The sequence below is a fragment of the Hymenobacter rigui genome (genome assembly GCF_003944715.1).
In the GTDB taxonomy this organism is placed as follows: domain Bacteria; phylum Bacteroidota; class Bacteroidia; order Cytophagales; family Hymenobacteraceae; genus Hymenobacter; species Hymenobacter rigui.
The window spans coordinates 16,007-34,746 of record NZ_RWIT01000013.1; the positions used below are offsets into that span (position 1 = coordinate 16,007).

Below are 18,740 nucleotides of genomic sequence, written 5' to 3' on the forward strand. Positions count from 1 at the left end.
TTCACCCAACCTCGTGATTTTCCATGCCTGACCCTACTTCTCCCAACACCAACGAAGAACTGAACACCGCCAAGCAGGTGCAGCCCGAAAACGTGGGCGCCCTGAACCGCGACCAGCTCACCCCCGAGGCCGCCGCCGCGCCCGAGGGCCACGATGTACCCGGCCATGACCACGCCCCCCACGACCACCGCGGCCATCACCACCCGCCAGGCAAGCGCGTAGTGGACCTGGCCGGGAAGCCGGCCGGCGGCCACGCGGGCCACTCCCACGACCCGGGCGAATTGGACTTTGACGAAGAAGACGGCCACGACCACGGCTCGGCCGGCGGACACCCCTATCTGCCTCCCGGCCTTAGCCTGGCGCTGCTGCTCGGCGGCATTGCCCTGGACTATGTTAAACCCGGCTTTTTTACCGGCTACGTGCGCCTGCTCTGGTACGCGGTGGCCTTTCTGCTGGTAGGCTGGAAAGTTATCCGCGCGGCCGTGCTGAGCATTCCCTCCGGCAACGTGTTCAACGAGTTCCTGCTCATGAGCATCGCCACGCTGGGGGCCTTCGCCATCGGCGAGTACCCGGAAGGGGTAGCCGTGATGCTGTTTTACACCGTGGGCGAGTTGTTTCAGGACGCGGCCGTGAACCGGGCCAAGCGCAGCATTCAGGCCCTGCTCGAAATTCAGGCTACCGAAGTCACCGTGGTGCGTGGGGGCCAGCCCCTGGTGCTCGAACCCAGCGCCGTGCAAGTCGGCGACGTGATGGAAGTCAAGCCCGGCGAGAAGGTTGCCCTCGACGGCACCCTCAACAGCCAGGCCGCCAGCTTCAACACGGCGGCCCTGACGGGGGAATCTGCCCCGCAAACCAAGCAATCCGGTGAGGCCGTGCTGGCGGGCATGATTAACCTCGAATCCCTGATTCAGGTAACCGTCACGGCGGTATTCAAGGATACCAAGCTGAGTAAGATTCTGGCCATGGTGCAGGATGCGGTGGGCCGCAAGGCCAAGACCCAGCAATTCATCACCAAGTTTGCCCGCATCTACACGCCCATCGTCGTGGGCCTAGCCGCGCTGCTGGTGCTGGTGCCTTACTTCGTCGTCGAAGACTACGTGTTTCGGGACTGGCTCTACCGGGCGCTGGTGTTCCTGGTCATTTCCTGCCCGTGCGCGCTGGTCATCAGCATCCCGCTGGGCTATTTTGGCGGCATCGGGGCGGCCTCCAAAGCGGGCATCTTGTTCAAGGGCTCCAACTTCCTGGACGTGTTGCGCGAAATTGACACGGTAGTCATGGACAAGACCGGTACGCTCACCCAGGGTGTGTTTGCCGTGCAGCAGGTGCAGCCGGCCCCGGGCACCGCGCCGGAGCAACTGCTGCGCTTGGTGGGGGCGCTGGAAACCAAGTCGACCCACCCCATTGCCAAAGCGGTGGTGACGCACGTGGGCACCGCCGCCGCGGGCGTGCCGGTTGAAAGCGTGGAAGAAATTGCCGGTCACGGCCTGCGCGGCCGGGTAGACGGGCGCGAGGTGCTGGCCGGCAACACCAAGCTGCTCACCAAGTTCAGCGTGGCCTATCCGCCCGAGGTAGACCAAGTGGTGGACAGCATCGTGGTGGCGGCCGTGGACGGGAAATACGCCGGCTACCTGACCGTAGCCGACGCCCCGAAAGAGGACGCAGCCCGCGCCGTGCAGGAGTTGAAAGCCGACGGCATCAGCAAGGTCGTCATGCTCTCCGGCGACAAGGACAGCATCGTGCAGCGCGTGGCCCGGGAGCTGGGCATCAGCGAAGCCCACGGCGGCCTGCTGCCCGAAGACAAAGCCCGTTACGTGCAACAGTACCTCACGGAGGGCCGCAAGCTGGCCTTTGTGGGCGACGGCGTGAACGACGCCCCCGTGGTAGCCCTGGCCGATGTGGGCATTGCCATGGGCGGGCTGGGCTCCGATGCCACCATCGAAACGGCCGACGTGGTGATTCAAACCGACCACCCGAGCAAGATTGCCACGGCCCGCCGCATTGCCCGCGCCACCCACCGCGTGGTGTGGCAGAATATCTGGCTGGCGTTTGGGGTGAAGGCCGTGGTACTGGCCCTCGGCGCCGGGGGCGTAGCCACGATGTGGGAAGCCGTGTTTGCCGACGTGGGTGTGGCTCTGTTGGCCATTCTCAACGCCGTGCGCATTCAGCGGATGGATTTTGCATCCCCCCAAACACCTAACGCGCATCGCTCCTTATCAGCTGATGAGGTATAGACCAGTAATCTTCGAGTGAGTAGGCGGATTTTCCCTCATCCATCTACTTACACTTGCCCCTTCCTACTCTGAGCGTCAGCAATGAAGATAAAAGAAGTTTTCCCGACAGTATACGCAGTCCGCTACAGCCAAGAAGTAGAGAGTATATGGGAGCAGGAATACGTTGTAACGCACCCTCACTTAGTGGGGCTACTCGATATTCTTTTCAATGAAGAATGTGCTTTAGCCCATGATTCAACGCTGGACGAATTCAGAAAACACATCAACCTCATCTTTGCTGCCATTATCGCTGCTAACAACAACCCGGCAACAGTACTTTCAAACGCTGGGCTTGACTTGCTGCTGTTGATTCACGGGGCGAAAGCAGCTGGAACTTATAACCGGCGGGGCTCCTTCCCCGAGGTTTTCGATTGTTTCATGAAGTCCCTGTACGGCAGGTCCCTGGAAAACGGGGAGCAATATGACCTTCAGCCGGAACGCCTTTGGCGGTTTGCCAATCCACGAATATGGCCGTTGTACCCAGGTGTGGAGATGGCGCTGGTAATCACGCGGTGGCTGGCTGAACTCTTTTACTATGCCCGTTCTTTCGGTGGATTATCAGAATGGTGTGAGGTTTTCCTGCAACCAGCTATTGCGTGGGCCCGGGCGATGAGAGCCACCACGATGGAAGGAGCACTGCTGGCCACGCAACTTTACGCATGGTCGACCACGCATCAGCCACCCGCTACGGCCACACAGATTCTAACCCTTATCAGCACTCTGTACGACGGCCTTGATTGGGCAGCACATGGCAGGGAAAAACAACACCTAGGTGTACATCTGGTACTGACCACCAAGCAGCTCGCTCAACGCCAGGCTATTCACGCTGAGCTAACTAATCAGGGCACACTTTCTTCTCAGGAGAGGATGCAGATTGCCTGTGAGGTCAATAATGGCATTGACGATATCAAAGCGAACTTCGACGCCATCCTCTCGGCAGTTAGAGATTATAGTCGTGATGTGGAAAGCCGGGCCGCCGACAGAATTTTAGTGACTTATGAGAAATCACGGCTCTTCAAAGTATTGAATAACCTAATCCTAACCCTGTGTCAGCACGCTGCCACAACTGAGTTGGCCGCTCTAATGACGGCTTTTTATCACCCAGATGCTAACTGGGAGCCTCAGAAATCCATTCTGTTCATTTTGCCCAACGCTCTAGATGGCGTGTACTACTGCGCAAACGAAAAGCTGGCTTTTCGGCAACAGGACAATGTCGTTGCCGTCCCCAACTTAATAGAGGCGTCCAACAGAGCATTGAGTCAGTTGCACGTGCTCAGAGGGACTTCGAGCCAAAAAACACCGCTGCCAGAACGGGTGATGGGTATGCCCATGTTCGCGCACGGGGCTAATTTTGAGCAGGCAATTTCTGAATTTTACGGCTTCAGCACCCTTAAAAAATTAGATATCGCTGCCGTAACCAGCCTATGTCCCTTCAACTTTAACCAGTTGCCTTTGCAGGCGCTAATGTTGAAAGAACTGCAGGTCACGTTCCCCATTTACACGAGCCTACAGCAAAAGGCAGCCTACCCGGTAATTCGGCGTGTGCTACTTTGGCAAGGTAACAGCGTGACATCGGAGATGGAAGCCTGTGCGCTGGCTCATCTATTCAGCAGAGCTGGCGTGGAACTGACTGTCTTGACGGAAGGGACTGCTACCAAACAGGATTTTATAGATGCTTACCGCAGCTCTGATTATGATGTTATCTGGGTATCCTCACACGGGGAGTTGGGCTACTATGAGCCCGATAACTCCAGCTTTTCTCTTTCCGAAACGGAAGCTGTAAGTCTAGCTGAACTCGTACCCATTCCTGTCGAGCAACTGAACGTCCGACTGCTATTCTTAAACGTGTGTGAGGGAGGGGCCAATACCCAGATTGGCGAGTTTCAAAATGTAGGCTTTGGGCACATGCTGACTAGTCACAACCAAGACGTGCTTTCGCACCTGTGGATGACAGATTCTCTAGTTGCACCGCTACTCGGTGTTTTAGTAGCACTGGAGCTTTGTCAGTCGCGTTCTTCCTATTTCAATGCTTACCAATCGGCATTGCAAACCCTGTTAGCTGGGCAACAGCATCTTGTTGACAGGTTGACTGCACTGAATTCAGACACACCACACCCGTCGATTGAGGCCCTCCTCGATAGGCTACAAAATAAATCCAGCATGGACTTGGCCAACCTTCTCAAATGGGGTAGCGCCGTGTATTTCACGTAACTCCTCCATTCTGAAACAGCAACATAGCTGCCACTAGAGCTTGCGTATCATTAGCGCCCAAAATAAACTGTACCCTTGATACTGCTCACCATTCCCACCGCCGTCACCCCGCCCTGGACGACCATGCTAGGCTTCTCGCTGCTGCCCGCGGCGGTAATGATTGTCGGGGCGGCCCTGGCCGTTTGGCGCGCCCCCGGTCCCAAGCTGCGCAGTGCCATTCTACACTTTGCAGCGGGGGTCATCTTCTCGGTAGTAGCCGTAGAGTTGCTGCCCGACATCGTGCAGCACCACGCCCCCTACGAAGTAGCGCTGGGCTTTGGGCTGGGCGTAGCAGCCATGCTCGGGCTGCGCTATTTTACCCAGCGGCTGGAAAAGCAGATTGAACCAGCCAAGCCCACTGCTGCGGCAATTCCGGATGCGTCCGGCCCTGGGAGGGCGTCGGCTGTCTCGTTGCCCTGGGGCCTGTTGGTAGCTATCGGCATCGATATCCTAATTGACGGGCTGCTGCTCGGCATCGGCTTTGCCGCGGGCGCTAAGGAGGGAACCCTGTTGGCCATTGCCCTAACCATCGAGCTGCTCTCGCTGGGCCTGGCCACGGCCGTGGAACTGCGGCAGGACGGGCACAGCAAGGGGCGAGTGGTGGCCATTGTCGCCGGCACGTCACTGATGCTGCTCGTAGGAGCGGGCATCGGCACCACCGTATTGCGTGGGGCCTCGGGCAACCTATTGGAAATTGTGCTTTCCTTTGGGCTGGCCGCTTTGCTGTTCCTGGTCACGGAAGAGTTGCTCACCGAGGCCCACGAAGAAACCGAAACCCCGCTGCTCACGCTGGCCTTTTTTGTCGGCTTTCTACTGTTTTTGCTGCTGGGCATGGTTGCCTAGCGGCTTTCTCCATCCCCAATGCATACTGCCAACATCGAACTGACCCTGACGCCCGAGGGGCGCCACCTGGCTTTTTCCAAAGACTTGCTGGAAGTAGCCCACATTTTCCGCCGCGTGGGTGGCGAGGCGAGTCCCTGGCAGCGCGTCGCCGTCAATGCCCGCTCGCCTTACCTGGACGCCGACGTTTTTGCGCCGGGGACTCACCTAGAATATTACGTGCAGCACGAAACCCAGCAGGGTAAGCCGGAGGCCCACAGCCACGTCGTAAGTACCACGCTGCCTTGACAGGTGGACACCAAAAATGACATCACAGCTTCCGTAGCAACGGGCCGAAGCGAAAAGAATTCCCGGCCCCAAAATCATCATCGAACAGCAGTATCCCGTCAACGGGCCGGGGTACAAGGTCAATGAGCCTGCTGTAGTCGCTCGCGGTAAACGAAAAAGCATTTTTTACCCGGAGCCTGTCAAAGAAAGCCGTATTCACCGCCAAGAATACCTGCCCGTCCAGCGCGGTGATTACCTCGTTACCAAACTTAGTCAACAGCTTCGCTTCCACTCTGCCTGCAAAGTCCGCGTCGTCCTCGTTCAGGTCCAGAAATCCTTCGTCCTCCATCACCTTACTCGGCATGTACACCTCAAAGTGTACCACGTGCCCAGTGGCATCGGTTGCGCTTACGTCTACATCCTTATCAGCTGCGGCAGCAGCCCGCTTGAATTTTTTCTCGAATACTACCTGGTAGCCGTTGGTAGCCAGTTGAAAGGCCAAGGAAAGCTCACTTAGGGTTGTCAGCAGGCTTAGCCCGGTCAAATTCTTGACTTTGCCCCGAAAGCTCCGGTTAGCCTTTAGCCTAGGAAATTTGTCTAAGTACGTGCTCAGCTTCTCCAGAAGTCCTTGATAATGCCGCAACGGCGGCTCATCCTGCCGACCGTTTTCCAAGCCCCAGCCCGTGGCAATGGATATGTTCAGCAGATTCAGATTCCCCATTTCTGTCAGCAGGTAATCGTCCAGGCTGGCGTGCGCCGCCAGCTGCTTCGCCCACGCCTTGACATCCCCAGGCTTGATAATCTCGTGCAGTACGGGAAAAGCCTTCTTGCACGTTTCCAGATACTGCATGCATTCAGCAACGCTATTGAATAGTGCCATGCTACACAGATGAATTGATTAGATACTGCTCTACAGACGGGGAGCAGGGCGTTGCCGCCCCTGCTGAGCGGGCGCCACGGGCGTTTGCAGCACTTGCGCGGCTTGTCGCAACTGTGCTACCGCTGGATTGGCCTTCAGCGCATCCAAAGTATCGACAACGGCCAAAACCTTCCCGACATTTTCCTGATTTACGCCCGTCAGCACCGACTTCGTGAGCAGCTGCTTGCTGACCTCCTGCAGACGGGCTGCGTCCAGAGTAGCAGCACCATCGCGCAGCGCGCGGGCCACCCGTCCCGCCGCCTCGATGAAAGACTGGCGCGCTTGGTCGTGGGTGCGCGAGCCGCTGGGCACCAGCGATGCCCCGGCTTGGCGCTCCTGTTCCCGGGCGGCAGCTAGCTGCCGGCGCTCCGTGGCATCCTGCAGGGGCTCAATGACCCTGGCGTTGGGATTCTGCCGTAACGCATCCAATGCGTCGCTGATGGTAGATAGTCGGGGTGAATCAAGGGCGTAGCGCAGCGTCAGCTCCGTGACAATCTCGCGGGCTGTGCTGGGTTCGAGCTTTGTCGCGTGGTCAATTGCCAGGCCCACTCGCTCCAGGTTTTCGCGCAGGGTGGGCAGCAATGCCACCGCATCGCGGCTTTCGCGCAGCTCTAACACGAGCTGCCGCTGCCCGTGGGTGCGAGCCGCTGCCTGCGCCTCGTGCTGCTGTGCTATTTTACCTAGTCCTTCCGACGTGGGATTGTCCCAATGTTCCTGACCAAAGCCATGCTGGTCTTCGTCCAAGGGGTCGAACTCGCGCCGCACCCCCTGCTGCAACTGGTCTTGCTTGAGGTCCTGGTTCCAGTCCTTGCCCTGGCTTTTCACTATCTCCATCCGGTACTCGAAGGCCAGCGTCTGGCTGGCCGCTTGGTTGAAGGCGTGCAGCGCCGCCGGGTGCATTGGCAGGTGAAACTGGTACGTGTGGAGGCCTGCCTTCTGCGAGTGTATCAGCGCATCGCGCAGCGTCGGGCTCGTAGCCGGTGTGCCAGGGATGCCATTGGCTTGGCTGAACTGCTGGCTGGTGTGCTCGTTGTAGGCCTGTAACTGGCGGCTCAGCGCCTGCACCCCGGCCGGCTGGGGCGCTACGATTTCGACGGTCAGCTGATGCTCGTGCTCCCGCACGACCTTCATGGGGTTCTGGTCGCTGGCCAGGCCCGCCAGCAGCCGCGTGTCGAAGTGGTGACCCTGGCTGTCATTGTCGAACGCGGCCCGGATGGCTGGAATCTGCTCCTCGCGCAGCAGCCGCTGCAGTTCAAAAATCTTGTTCTGGGTAAGCGTGCCGGCGGTGGAAGCGTACAGAGCGCTTTCCTGGGGATGCAACTGCGCGTAGGACAGCGTATCGAGGGCCGACTCGCTGACGACGAGCACCGTTGCGGGCTGTGCCTCGGGCAGCCGGCTCAGCCACAGCGAGCGGGAAAACTGGCTTTCCGGCGCCTGTCCCTTAAAGCCTTCACCTTTCAGCTCCAAGCCCACTACCCGCCCTTCGTGGTAGGCCGGGAAAGCCGTATTGACGTAAGTTTTGGGCGGCAGGCCCGGCCGCTGCACAGTATGCCTGTGGTTGAGAATGCGCCCGACGAACTGCGGGTGTCGTAGCGTGGCCTGGCTGATGCCCCGCCCTTCCAGGTACGTGGTGTTTTCCAGCGGCCGGCAATCCTTGGTGTAAATACTAAGAAATTTTTCCCCAGGAGCCGTTTCGGCAATGGGCGGCAACTCAAGCCGGGGCCGCTGCTGCTCGGGCAGGTTCAGGTAGGTGCGGAAGTGGTCGTTGACGGCCTGCCACAAGTTCCGGCCTGGCGGCTGGGCAATACCCGCGATGCGTCCCGAACTCACCCGGTTTTTCATCCAGTCGATAACGCTGCCCTTGTCGCGGTCATCCTGGGCGTTGAAATACATCCAGTCGCCACCCCGGCCCTTGAACACAACCAGGGTATCGTCACCCTCGAATACGTGCCACTTGCCCCGGCCCAGGTGCTCCCCCTTTTTGAGGGTGTAACCGAAGTGGCTCAGCAACTCGGGCAGTTCCACCTGCTCCTTGATTTTCTGAAAAGTCAGCTCGTGTTCCATGGATTGGGGATGGGTTAGACCGGAGAAGGCCCGGAAAAAAGAAGCCCGGAAAAGTGCTTCCGGGCTTGGGGGCAGATGGTGTAAGTGTGGCATAAGCCAGCCCGCTCAGTGGCGCGGGCCCCGGGTTTTCACCTGCGCGGTTTGCGCTTTAGCCGGGGTGGGCTCGACCGTCTTGGTAGCGGCCGGTACGGTTTGCTGCGTCGGCAGCGCTTGGCGCTGGGCCAGCTCGTGCGCGGCGGGGCGCACCTCGATGCAGGCCTTGGCGGCGTTTACCTGCACGGTACCGTCGAACTTCCGGCCGCCGTCGCCGCTGGCCATGTTGGCCAGGGCCACCACTTTGCCCTCGCGCAGGTCGTGGCTCTGCTCGGGCGTGAGCTTAACGCCGGCAATGGTGTCGTGCAGGGTCACCTTGTCTTCCGGCAGAATCACCACCTTGTTCATGGCCTTGTCCACGGCCACGTAGCCGTTGTAGGGGCGGCCCTGCTCGTCCTTGAGGCCGCGCAGCAGGCCGGCGTTGCCCTCCGTTTCCAGCCGCTGGCGCTGCTCGGGGGTGAACGGCAGGCCTCCAATCTCGTTGGGAATCACCAGCCGGGCCTGGGGTAATTCCATTTTCAGCGTGGCCGTGCCGTCGGTTTCGCGGCGCAGCACCATCTTCCCCTCAAACCGAACGGGGTCCTGGTCCGGCCGGCCCGTTACCTGCATGGCCAGCAAGTCGGTTTGCCGGCCGCTGAGTAGTTTCTCCAGCTGCCCGTTCTGCTCCAGCGTCTGCAGAGTTAAGCCCAGCGAAGCCAGCACCTGCTGCGGCACTTCGCTGGCCTGAAATGACGTGGCGACGTGAGTCGCCGGAGCGACAACCTCGGCCGAAGTAGGCTTGTCGGTGTCGGTTGCAGCCACCACGCGGGCACTCGGGGCAGTTGGTACCTGGTTGGGGATAACTTCCGCCTGGGCATTACCCGCCCGGCTGAGCAGGCGCGCCTGCAAGTCCTGGCGGGTTTTCTCATAATCTACCTCCAGGTGCTGCCGGGTCTTTGGCCCCCCATTCAGGTGGGCATAGAAGTTTTTCAGAAAAGCGGAGGCAGGGTTGCCGCTGGTGTCAATGTCAAAAATGCTCTTGCCGTCGCGCAGCACCTGCTCGGTGGTCTTGCCCTGCCGCTGAGCCAGCTGCTGCACGCGCTGCTCGGCCGCGGCCTGCTGCCCCTGCTCCGGAACGGTCAGCGCGTGTCGGGGCACGGCCGCGAGCTGGGCGCTCAGCGCGTCCCATTGGCTGGCGCCGAATGCCTGCCGCACCTGCTTGCTGCGCGGGGGCTCGTAGCCGTCGTCGTAGCCCACCTCCTGCCGGCGGGCGGCGGCCTGCGCCGGCTTTTCTACCACGGCCACGCCGTGGCCCACCTGCCGGAAGCCCTGCAGGGTCGCTTCCAATTGGCCCAGCTTGTTGGACTGCGGGTCGTAGCTGACTGCGAAGCCCCCCATGAGCTTGCCCGCCGGGTTGCGCTCGAACTGCAGCGCGCCCACGGCCACGCCGGCTTCGCGCAGCTGGTCGAGGTAGGCGCGCATTTCCAGCAGCGGGGCCACTTCGTCGCCTTGCTGCCGCCAGGTAATGCGTAATTCGCCCACGGGCGCCGCAATAGCTACGTCGGTAGCAAGGCCGGCGGGGGCTTCCGACCCCTCCCCTACCGGTGGGGCCTGCCCCTGCGAGGCGCTGCTTAGTTGCTCGGCCGGGCCGGCCGACACCTCATCGGGTGCCAACCCCGCAGTAGCTTTATCATCGGCCGGCGCAACGCTCGGAGTCGGGCCTACCTCGTCAGCTCCTGGCATCGATTGCGTAGGGGCCTGGGCCTGTTCGGTGGCCAGAAGCTCATCTGCTACGGCTACCGGCGCCTGGTGCACCGGCGCCGTAGCGCTGAAGCCGACGCGGCCCAGTTCGGCAATTTTCCAGTTGTCGCCCACCTTTTCTAGTAGCGTGGGCTTCTCAACCGCTAGGAATTTGTCATCTCGACCTGGAAGCCGGTTGGTGGTAAATGCGCGCAGCAGGGCGCTGTCAAACGCATTTAACAACCGGCCATCGGCCCCCGGCGCTGGCAGCAGGACTGCCTGGCTGGAGTTATCCGGGCTTATCTGAAGCTGGTACAGGGTGTGCCCGGCGGGCTCGCGCTGTAGCAGTTGCCCACTAATGTTGCCGTTGGCGGTCGGTATGGCACTCAGGTACCATAGGTCCGGCGCTGGGGTCATCGCATCATCTTGCTCGGCCATCGGAAAGTGGAATAGGTGAAGGAAAATGTTACCCTGACCGCCCAGCGCAGGGGCCGAGCCGCCCGGAATTCGACTTGTGCAAACCTATCGGCTACCACCAGGCGCTTACCAGAAACTTGACGAGTGGTCAGAATTGGGGGGTGAGGTGCCGGCCGGGTACACGAATGGCGTCGTCAGGCTAGCACATTTGCTCTACCGTGCCCAGTAATGCGCGGCCAGTTCTACTGCTCGGCCTTCTCTTTAATCAGGTGGCGCAAGGCCGGGTCCTGCTTGATGCGGGCTAGCTCACGGGCGCACAGCTCCTTCACGTCCATCTTCACGCGGTTGAAGTTGGCCTTAATCATCTCCTCAGCCTCGTCCTTACCCGTGGCCGGGTTAATAAAGCTGGTAATGTCGGGGATAGGCTGATAGTTGCTGGCTTCCGCCGCTACTGCCTTTACGTCCACCTGGATGCGGGCGTGGAATACCTTCTGGTCGATTTCCTCGCCGAAGTTATCGGCCACCGCCCCCACGAAATTGCCTTGCGTCAGGTTGGCAATGGTGCTGGCCGGAATCATGCTGTCCATCTGCGTCGACAGGCTGGTGCTCGTCTCGCGCATGTTGATGCTCAGGCTCTGGCGACGCTGCAGAATCTTACCGAACCGCTCGCTCAGCCACTTGCCGCTATTGCCCGATACCTGCCCGCTGAACACGTTGCCTACCGTATTCTTGATGACTTCGGCCTCCTTCTGCCCGTAGTCGCGCTCCAGCTGCGAGAAGTCCTGGAAGCCCAGGCAGGTGCTCACCTTGTTGCTGCGGGCCGTGGCAATGAGGTTATCGAGGCCCTTGAAGTAGATGGTGGGCAGCTCGTCAATGATAAGCGACGATTTGCGCTTGCCCTTCTGGTTGACCAGTTTCACTAAGCGGGCATTGTAAAGGCCCAGCGCGGCCCCGTAGATGGCCTGTCGCTCGGGGTTGTTGCCCACGCACAACACCTTGGGTTCCTCGTTGCTGTTGATGTCGAGCGTGAAGTCGTTGCCCGACATTACCCAGTAGAGCTGGGGCGACGCCAGCCGGCTCAGCGGAATCCGGGCGCTGGCAATCTGGCCTTCCAGCTGCTCAATAGCATCCTTCTGAAAGGCCGACACGAAGGGCTTTACCAGGTTCTCAATCTCTGGGTACGAAGCCAGCACCGGAAAAATCTCCTCGTAGTCGCGGCTCAAAAACTCAATGACGTGGGGAAAGGTGCAGTACTTGCCCTTCTCGAACAGCTTCAAAAACCAGATGATGGCCGCCACGAAATTGATGGGTGACTCCACGAAAAAGTCCCCCTGCTTCTGAATCCAGCTCTTGTTCAGGTTCAGCATGATGGTCGATGCGCTTTCGTAGGCGTCCACGATGTCGGTCATCAGCTCGGGCAGCAGCGGGTTGCAGCGGTGGCTTTTGCGCGGGTTGTCGAAGTTGATGACGTAGAAGCCCACCGGCCGGTCAAACTTGTCTTGGTGGCGCAGCAGCGTGTTGTAGCAGATGCGGCTCAGGTCGTCAAACTTGTAGTCGTAGATGTACATGCAGAAGCCCTTCGCCAGGTGCTGCCGGATAAATTCGTTGATGATGGCGAAGCTCTTGCCCGAGCCGGGCGTGCCTAGCACCATCGTGGCCCGAAATGGATTCACCACGTTCAGCCAGCCCTGGTGCTTCTTGCCGCGCAGCTGGTACTCGGTACGCAGGTTCACCGAGTACTCGTTTTCCATCAGCCGCTCCTCCTGCGGGAAGCTCTCGTTTTCCTTGTTGAAAATGTCCTTCAGCAGGTCGTTGTTGAACAGCCGGCTTAGCCACGCCCCGGCGCTCAGCAAGAGCAGAAAGCCCGTCGTCAGCAGCCCGGCGTAGAGCACCGTCGTCAGCCCCGCCCCCAGCGTCAGGCCGCGCACCGCATCAGACCCGAAGAGCAGCAGCAACCCCAGCGCGGCGGAGCCCGCCACCGTTCGGCCTTTAAGCTCCTGATTGGCTCGCCCCCGCGTGCCCAGGCAGCTGAGCAGCAGGAATACCACGGCCAGGCTCTTGCTTACCCAGCTGGCCTTAAACAGAAACGTATTACGCGTAAAGCTTTCCAGTAGGTGCTCTACCACGCCTGTCGTCCAGCCCAGCCCGCGGAAGTAACCAAAGCAGTAATAGTAGATGTTTACGGCCAGTAGCCCGATGGCAAACAGACGCATAAACTCCATGATTTTCCGTAGCCCCTTTTCATCTTCCATCGCTTGAATCACTTGGTGAATCAAGCAACTTACTGCCCTACCCTGCCGCTGGCACGGAATACTTGACGAGCGGTTCAAAGTCAGCGGTGAGGTGCACGCTCAGCACACGAAGGGTCACCGCGTCTCCGACCTGGTCCTAGCGCTTATGCCTCTTCCGACGCGCCGGCTTCGGCCGTTGAGGAGGCAACGTTTGAAGGAATGCAGGCGATACCTCGGGACGGGCTTCGTGCTCAGCTTTGTGTTCCATCGCCGCCCCCGCAGGTGCCGCCAGCGCCTCCCGCAGTTGCGCGCCTTTATAGCCTACCTCCTGGCCCCGAAGTGCTACCCCATCCGTTTCAAAACTGACGCCGCGCAGCACCCCGCCCTTATCGTGGGTGTAGCGAATTTCAATGGCCAGTTTTTGCAATTGCAAAGCCAGCCACTGCTCCCCTGCTCTATCCATCTGCCGCAGCAGCTGCGCCAGCGCCTGACTCACTCGCTGCCGCGCCGCCTCCTTGGTTGGGTCCAGTGCCTTCAAACTGCGCCGCCGCTCAGGCAGCGGGTCCATGCCCAGCTCTTGGCTTATCTGCCGCGTGATGGCCGGCTGCCGATAGAAGTTATTGTCCGTTCGCAACGCCGGGCCACCATCAATCGGCACTCGGTTCAGGTAGATGTGCACGTGGGCATGCTGCTTGTCCCGGTGCTCATACACGACTACCTGGTGTCGGTCAATCGGGGCTCCCATCAGCTCGCAATAGCGCTTGGCCGCAGCTACCTTTTGTGCCTGGCTTACTACCTCTCCAGCTTTCCACGAAAGCACCGTATGCCACACCGGCTTCTGCACACGCTTGCTACGGGCCGCTACGGCTTGCATGTCTTGCGCCATCTCTTTCGGGCTGCCTGGAATCACATTAGCCACTACCAAGAGTGGCGCTTCCCCTGGCTCTTTGCCCCTGCCCTGCCGCTGACCAGCCCCGTACGTTAGTGCACCTACAAAGTCACTACCGGTAGTTGTTTTCGCAATCATACCAAGTAGCTTCTAATAACTGTTAACGCCTCTAGCAGCTGCGCCTCATGGTTGCTAAACGATTTGCCGGCCTGCGCCAAACGAGCAATCTGATTAAGGTTAGTGCCAATTCCAACCAATTGTCGCCGCAACTCAGCAGGTACGCTCTCTTTCACTTCTACCCCCCTTCCAACATCACGCAGATACGCCGACACCTTCTTGTAGCCAGCTGCCTTTGCTTTCTCCTGCAGTTCCTTCTTTTCGTCTGGACTTACCCGCACGTCAATACGCAAAGTGCGCGCTGCGTCGGCAATCCTTTCATCCGGCTTTTCTGATTCCATGAGCTATCTACGATACTTTAGGAGCAATGGCTACGCAATCCTTGCTACGCAAATCTAAGCGACTAAAGTTAGCAAGCCAAGCCATGTGAGCCTGCGAACATGGCGGTGTCATTGAAACGGGCAAACGAAGTTTGTCCGGACAATGACATGGCTTGCTGGTCGATGAACGAGCCGATTGAACGAGGGCGTTGAACGGGGCTAGGACTAGAGCTGGTATGCTTCCGTGCTTCGTTGCATCTGCGCTTCAATGAAGCATTTCTGGTGCTGACTATTGATGATTATATCAGGTCAAATAAAGTATCTCGTATTGTGGCTAACTCTTTGATATTTCTGCTTCAATGACTCATTGCTTCAATGCTTCATTGCATCAAGGCTAATGGTTATGTTATTTATGAAACACAAAGTTTTTTGCGCGCTTCAATGTTTCAGTGCTTCAATGCTTCAAAAAAAGGTCTATTTGATTTTAATCCGCTTCTCTGCTTCACAGCTTCGATGCTTCAAAGATTCAATGAGATATTGATTCATTGAAGCTGCGAAGTCTTGGTGCATCGACAAGCCGTTTCAATGCCTCTAAATTTCACTGAAGCTACGTATCTTTGAGGCATTGCTTCCTTGTTTCAGTGTTACACGAATTTTAGGATGTACTGAAGCACAGAAGCAAAGCCTCAGCGCTACGCAGACAAATTGGAGCGCTGAAGCATTGAAGCACAACACCAACTAGCTGCCATCTAAACACAACGCTCTCCCCATGAACAAGACTCGGGTAATAGCCTTTGCCACTCAAAAGGGTGGGGCTGGCAAATCCACCATCGGTACACACGTCGCCTCGGCACTCTGCTACCTCTACGGCTACAAAGTAGCGATGCTCGACTGCGACTATCCGCAGAACACCTTGCACGCCTACCGCAACCATGAGCAGCAACTACTGCAATCCGACGTAGCTTTTCAGGAGCGACTCATCAAGCAGGGAGTAACGCCGTATCCCATTGCTATTTCTAGCGTGGAGAAGGCCGTTGAGGCCATTGATACCCTGGCCGAGAAAGAGTTCGATTTTATTCTGGTGGATACGCCGGGTACAGTCAACGTTGTGGGGTTGACGGAGCTATTGGAGCGGGTGGACTACATCTTCTTGCCTATGGAGCCGGACATGGGCACGATTGCCTCCACGATGTCCTACATGCACATCCTAGGCAACTTCACCCGCAAGCAGCGGCCGGAATCCAACTTGGAAGGCTTTTACGCTTTCTGGAACAAGTTTCTCAAGGCGGAAAAGCGGACAGTTTACACCAAAACCGCCGAGTTGTTCCGCGAGAAGGGCTACCCGCTGCTCAACAGCCGCGTGGAATCACTGGTCAGCATCAAGGATAAACGCTCCACGATGTTTCCCATGCCCGAAAAGGAGTTGGGCAAACTCGGTCTGGGCAGTCTGATTACTGAAATTTTGGAGCTAGTGCTCGGCAAGGGTACCGTTACCCCCTCGGGCAAAACCATCGATTTCACGCCCACGGAATTTGAGCAGCCTGCTCCCGCTGCTATTGAAACCCTCGACGACAACGCTAAATAACGCCCGCTCCCATGGCCAAGAAAACAACCGAATCCAAAGAAGCCGCAGCCGAGCGGCGCCAGCGTGAACTAGCCGCTCTTACGTCGGGCGTCGCCGCGTTCAGCCTGATGGGCGACGCGCCCCGGCCGGCATCGCCCACGCCGGCGCCGGCTGAGGCACCAACATCTGCAACTCCGGAAGCTCCTGCGACGGCTCCGACACCCCCCGCTGCCGTAGCCACTCCGCCGGCTGCAGCCAAGGAACCAGAGGGAAAAAAGGCGGCGCCTGCGCTAGCGGCGCCCGTACCGGCAGCACCCGCACCTGTCCAAGCGATGGAACCGGTAGCGGTGGCGCCGGCGCCGGTGGGGGAGGAGCCGCACACGCCTGCCTCCGCGCCACCGCCTGCGTCAGCCGCGGCCAGCGCGCCGGAAGCGGAAGATGAAGCGGAAGCTGATGATGAGCCAGCTGTTGCCGCGCCGGTCGCGGCGGCGGGCGGGGAGCTTGACCTGGCGCAGCTGTTTGTGCCGTCGGCGGAAAAGAAGACGACTACCCTGCGCATCACGGCCGACCACCAGCAATATTTTACCCAGCTTGGCTTTATCCTGGGCGGGGGGGCGTCGGCCCCGGATATCATTCATAACATCCTCACGCGCTTTCGGGAAGAGCACGAGGCGCAGTTGCAGAAGGCGATGAAAAAGCAGATTCGCCAGATGATGGCCCCCAAAAAATAGGGCGGCCCTGGTATCCCAGGGCTTCTCGATACGTATAGCGGCCGGCTCACCTTCTCTGGTTGAGCTGGCCGCTTCCTTTCCCGCTATGGCCTTTTCCTGATGCGCCGCCTAGCGGTGGGGTAGGGGAGGGGCTGCACTATCCGTCCGCTATGTCTACACCTACTTTCTGCCAATCACTACCTTACCCAAAATCTGTTACTGCGTGAGGGGCGGTGCCTTCTGGGCCGTGCTCGGCCTGCTCCTCGTCAGCCCTAGCGCCTGGGCCAACACCCGAACGCCCGCTTCTCCTAGGGCGCCGCAACTCATCGACTCGCTCCGAGCCTTGGCGCGGCGCCCGAAGCTGCCCGACTCCGTGCGCTACCAAGCGCTCCAAGCCCTGAGCGACGAGTTGTTCGCCCAGGATGTGCCGCAGGCCCGCCGGGCCGGGGAGCAGGCGGTAGCCCTGGCCCGGCGCCGGCAAGACTGGGCGCGGGCGGCTAATGCCCTCTACGAGCTCGTGGTGAACTGCGAGCGGGCCGCCGACTACGTGGCTGCCATGCACTACAGCCAGCAGGGGGTGGAGCTCACCCGCGCGCACCGCCCGCGCGAGCAGTGGCGCTTTACCCAGTGCCTGGGGCTGGTGACCGTGGATACCAAGGACGCGGCAGGTGGCCTGCGCTACCTGCGCCAGGCCTACCGGCAGCAGGCCGCCACCCCGTCCGTTAGCTCCCGGGAACGGGGAGGCCTGCTGCTGAACCTAGCCAACACTTTCCTGGTACTACAGCGGTACGACTCGGTACTCCACTACGCCACGCGGGCCCTGCCCTACATGCAGCGCGCGGCCGATGCCCGCGGCCTGGGCTACGTGTACCAGTTTCGGGGCGAAGTCTATGCCAAGCTGACGCCCCGCTCGCGGGCCAGCCTGGCGGCCGCTGCCACGAACATGCAGCGGGCCCTGCGCATCATGCAGCGCTACCACTACCAGCCCCAAGCGGCTAGCTCGGCGCTTTCGCTGGCGCGGGTGTACCGCCTGCAGGGCCGGCCAAGGGCTGCCCAGCGGACGGCCGAGTTGGCCCTCGCCCTCGCCCGCACGGAGAAAATGCCCGAATACGAAGCGGATGCCCTGTCCAGTTTGGCCTTTGCGTATGCTGACCAAAAACGCCCCGCGCGGGCGGATGAGCTCGACGCTCGGGCGCAGGACCTACGCGATTCGCTCTTCAACGGCAACAAGGCGCAGGCCCTGGCCCAACTGCAGGTGCGCTACGACGTGCAGCTGCTCACCGAGCAGAAAAAGGCGGCCGAGTTTGAGCAGCGCAGCCAGCGGGCCCAGCTGCACTCGCTCTGGCTGCTGCTGGGCGGCCTCGCCACCACCATCGGCGTGGGCGGGGGCTTGTACTGGCGGTTGCGGCGGCAGAAAGCCCTGCTGGCCCAGGCCAACCAGGCCAACTGCCGGGCCGTGGCCGAGAAGGAGGTGTTGCTGCAGGAAATTCACCACCGCGTCAAAAACAACTTGCAACTGGTCAGTAGCTTACTGGCCTGGCAGCGCAGCACCCTGCCCGACCCCGTACTGCAACAGGCCCTGGCCAGCTCGCAGGCCCGCATCCAGAGCATGGCCCTGGTGCACGAATTTCTGTACCGGGCCGATAACCTCTCGCAGGTGCGCATGAACGAGTACCTGGGCGAGCTGCTGGAATCCCTGCACCGCTCACTCACCACGCCTCAGCAGCGCATCCAACTGACCAGCAGCTTGGCCCCGCTGGTCATGGACCCCAAAGAAGCCAGCGCCTTAGGCCTGGTGGTCAATGAGCTGGTAACCAACGCCTACAAGCACGCCTTCCGGGACCTGGACCGCGGTCATCTGCACGTGGCTCTGGAACAGACCGCCGCCGGCTTCCAGCTGACGGTGCAGGATGACGGGGCCGGATTACCAGGGGCGGAAACAGCGCCCGAAACTCATTCGCTGGGCTTGCAGTTGGTTAATACCCTAGCTCGACAGCTAAAAGCCAGCGTGTCGACCGTTCCCCTTCTTCCCACGGGCACCCAGGTAGTCGTGGCCAGCGCGTGACGCTG

The 18,740-nt window shown here is 59.9% G+C and carries 13 protein-coding genes; 7 read left to right on the forward strand and 6 right to left on the reverse strand.

The window, feature by feature from the left end; all coding sequences use genetic code 11:
• The first annotated feature begins 23 nt into the window (after positions 1–23).
• The 4 genes from EI291_RS17785 (at position 24) to EI291_RS17800 (ending at position 5,648) form a co-directional block, all read left to right on the forward strand.
• The gene (locus tag EI291_RS17785) at positions 24–2,231 is read left to right on the forward strand and encodes a heavy metal translocating P-type ATPase (protein ID WP_240635588.1); all 2,208 of its coding nucleotides are present in this window, start codon (positions 24–26) and stop codon (positions 2,229–2,231) included.
• Between the two features lie 81 nt (positions 2,232–2,312).
• Positions 2,313–4,481: a CHAT domain-containing protein gene (locus EI291_RS17790; protein WP_125423177.1), complete on the forward strand. Its 2,169-nt coding sequence runs from the start codon at positions 2,313–2,315 to the stop codon at positions 4,479–4,481.
• 75 nt (positions 4,482–4,556) lie between these two features.
• Positions 4,557–5,363, forward strand: a complete 807-nt coding sequence (locus EI291_RS17795; protein WP_240635589.1) for a ZIP family metal transporter — start codon at positions 4,557–4,559, stop codon at positions 5,361–5,363.
• A gap of 18 nt (positions 5,364–5,381) precedes the next feature.
• Positions 5,382–5,648 carry a hypothetical protein gene (locus EI291_RS17800; protein WP_125423180.1) on the forward strand — a complete coding sequence of 89 codons (267 nt, stop codon included), beginning with the start codon at positions 5,382–5,384 and terminating at the stop codon, positions 5,646–5,648.
• Positions 5,649–5,670: 22 nt separating this feature from the next.
• On the opposite strand, the gene EI291_RS17805 is transcribed toward EI291_RS17800, so the two are convergent.
• From EI291_RS17805 to EI291_RS17830, 6 genes are all read right to left on the reverse strand, one after another.
• Positions 5,671–6,507: a hypothetical protein gene (locus EI291_RS17805; protein WP_125423183.1), complete on the reverse strand. Its 837-nt coding sequence runs from the start codon at positions 6,505–6,507 to the stop codon at positions 5,671–5,673.
• A gap of 30 nt (positions 6,508–6,537) precedes the next feature.
• A complete protein-coding gene (locus tag EI291_RS17810) occupies positions 6,538–8,610 on the reverse strand; it encodes a toprim domain-containing protein (RefSeq protein WP_170172711.1) in 2,073 nt (690 codons plus the stop codon).
• Positions 8,611–8,715: 105 nt separating this feature from the next.
• Positions 8,716–10,860 (reverse strand): DUF3945 domain-containing protein, encoded by a 2,145-nt coding sequence (locus tag EI291_RS17815; protein ID WP_125423189.1) that lies wholly within the window; start codon positions 10,858–10,860, stop codon positions 8,716–8,718.
• A gap of 221 nt (positions 10,861–11,081) precedes the next feature.
• Positions 11,082–13,091: a conjugal transfer protein MobC gene (mobC, locus tag EI291_RS17820; protein ID WP_449547231.1), complete on the reverse strand. Its 2,010-nt coding sequence runs from the start codon at positions 13,089–13,091 to the stop codon at positions 11,082–11,084.
• A 136-nt stretch (positions 13,092–13,227) separates the two neighbouring features.
• Positions 13,228–14,097: a relaxase/mobilization nuclease domain-containing protein gene (locus EI291_RS17825; RefSeq protein WP_125423192.1), complete on the reverse strand. Its 870-nt coding sequence runs from the start codon at positions 14,095–14,097 to the stop codon at positions 13,228–13,230.
• Positions 14,094–14,417, reverse strand: a complete 324-nt coding sequence (locus EI291_RS17830; RefSeq protein ID WP_125423195.1) for a plasmid mobilization protein — start codon at positions 14,415–14,417, stop codon at positions 14,094–14,096. Before EI291_RS17830 ends, EI291_RS17825 begins: the two co-directional genes overlap by 4 nt.
• A 748-nt stretch (positions 14,418–15,165) precedes the next feature.
• On the opposite strand from EI291_RS17830, the gene EI291_RS17835 reads away from it, so the two are divergent.
• The 3 genes from EI291_RS17835 to EI291_RS17845 all read left to right on the forward strand — a co-directional run bounded on the left by EI291_RS17835 (position 15,166) and on the right by EI291_RS17845 (position 18,735).
• Positions 15,166–15,981 carry a ParA family protein gene (locus EI291_RS17835; protein ID WP_125423199.1) on the forward strand — a complete coding sequence of 272 codons (816 nt, stop codon included), beginning with the start codon at positions 15,166–15,168 and terminating at the stop codon, positions 15,979–15,981.
• Between the two features lie 311 nt (positions 15,982–16,292).
• Positions 16,293–16,691 carry a hypothetical protein gene (locus EI291_RS17840; RefSeq protein WP_125423202.1) on the forward strand — a complete coding sequence of 133 codons (399 nt, stop codon included), beginning with the start codon at positions 16,293–16,295 and terminating at the stop codon, positions 16,689–16,691.
• Positions 16,692–16,893: 202 nt separating this feature from the next.
• On the forward strand, positions 16,894–18,735 hold the full coding sequence (locus EI291_RS17845; RefSeq protein ID WP_148103426.1) for a sensor histidine kinase: 1,842 nt from the start codon (positions 16,894–16,896) through the stop codon (positions 18,733–18,735).
• Positions 18,736–18,740: the final 5 nt, after the last annotated feature.